This is a genomic window from Streptomyces atratus, from assembly GCF_014648655.1.
GTDB classification, from domain to species: domain Bacteria; phylum Actinomycetota; class Actinomycetes; order Streptomycetales; family Streptomycetaceae; genus Streptomyces; species Streptomyces atratus.
In genome coordinates this window covers 1-1,940 of record NZ_BMRN01000162.1, presented here as the reverse complement: position 1 = coordinate 1,940, position 1,940 = coordinate 1, and the positions used below count along the sequence as shown (strand labels likewise).

At 67.5% G+C, this 1,940-nt stretch carries 1 protein-coding gene; it reads right to left on the bottom strand.

Annotated features, from left to right (window positions below):
- Positions 1-1,940 (bottom strand): hypothetical protein (locus tag IEZ15_RS43810; RefSeq protein WP_189282498.1); only part of this gene is annotated, 1,940 nt, incomplete at both ends.

The window sequence follows — 1,940 nt, the reverse complement described above, 5'->3', positions numbered from 1 at the left end:
GCCGCGGCCACACGTTCGACCCAGCCGGTCTGCACCTCACGGAACGCCACGGTGTCATCGTCCGTGCCAATGACCAGCCGCAGATGCACCCGGTGCTCGGCCAGAATCTCGACCGCCCTGGCCGTCGCCTCGTCCGGACCCTCGACAGAGTCCTCCCCCGTGACATCGCCGACCGTCATGTCGTCGCCCGTGTCCGCGGGCAGGGCGACGTAGGGGACGGGGTGCGTGCTTTTCATGGCGGCGGCACGGGCCAGTGCTCCCGCGGAGGGGCGGATGCCGGTGCTGCTCGCCCCGTCGTCGGGCGAGGGGAGCAGGCTTCTGACCGGAGTCGACCAGAACGCCGGTCGGCCGGTGCCGGTGTCACGATCCCGGCCACCGGTTCCGCCGACTGAAGCCAGACCGACGCCGGACGCTTCGAGCGCCTTCACCAGGCCGTTCGTATAGGCCGTGCCGATCTCCCCGCGGGCCACCGCGTTCACCAACGCGTCCTGGAGCACACGGCGGGACTTGGTCTCCCAGTCCGCGTCCGGGCGGTACGGGTAGGCGCGCGTCTGCCCGTGTCCGCCGGAAGGGCCGGGAGGGCTGGAAGGGCCGGAAGCGGACTGGCTGAGGAGTACGGGCAGTTCGGTCGTGAACCAGTGCACCGTCCTGGGGTTGAGCCGCAGGCGGGGTGCCGGATCCGGGTCGTAGAAGGCGGCGTACGCCTCGGCGAACCACTCCATCGGCTTGGAGAACTGGTAGTTGGACACCGCGTGGTTGTCGCGCTCCGACCGCAGGTAGCTGACCCACTGGTTGTCGTTGGTCACGTGGTACATGCGTCCATGGATGTCGAGCAGGTCCCCGCCGCCGTCGGGAAGCATCCACGGGTGCGCGAATGCCATCTGCCCGAAGCGGATGACGTTCTCGAGCCGGTTCCTGAAGTCGGCGGGCTGATGGGAGAAGACCGCGCGCAGCTCCCTGAACATCTTGGCCCTGTCCGGCTCGTAACGCGGGTGAAGGGGCGATGCTGCCTCCGCCAGCAGGCTCAGTCCGTTACTGCTGAGGGGTTCGCTGCCGTCACCGAGCCCGAATTTGTCCAGGACAAGCTTGACCAGCATGACGCTACTCAGGTTGTCATATACCCGCCAACCGCCGAAATGCGGCTGCTCGATGAGATCCTGCATCCAACTGCTGATGTGGTCGACGTGGTGACCGACTTCGTGCCGGACCAGCCACTTCATGAAGTTGCCGTGCGCCAGCACGTCGGACACGCCACCCATGATCTGGCGCCGCTGTCCGGACACGCCGATGGCCCGGTCGCCACGCCGGCTGATTCCCTCGTATTCGCTCATGGAGACTCGGTCCATCGCCCGTCGCTGCCAGTCACTGCCCCGGTTGAACTGGGCCATGATCCAGGACGGCAGCCCGTACGGGGCGACGACGACGACGGTCTGAGTCTCCGAGTCGTACTCGCTGGCAGCGCTTCCATCGCTCGACGGTCCGGGTGTGATGGCGACCAGGCCGTTGAAGTGTTCCCGCGGCAGACTGGCCAGGACACTTTCGATCCTGGTGAGCGTGGAGTGGCTGAAGTGCATGTTCGGGCGCTGACTCGAAGGCCCGATGGTCACTCCGTAATGGGCACTGAGGGCTCTCTCCCGTTCGACGACACCCTGATTCCACAGCAGGCCGCCGACCCCGTGTCCTGCCGACCCCAACTGGAGCATGCGGGAAGGTGTCCCCGTGTTGTGGCCAGGCCGTGGCGGCCTCATCCCGGCCCGCACTCCGTCGAGTTCGGCGAAGCGCGGATCGGTGACGGCGCGTTTTCTGCGCTCCTGTGCGACGGCGTCGGCCACGTCGTGGGCATCCGACTCGTCCCAGAACCCAGCGGTCGAGGAGTAGTCGGGCCCGAGGGCCGCGGCCACACGTTCGACCCAGCCGGTCTGCACCTCACGGAACGCCAC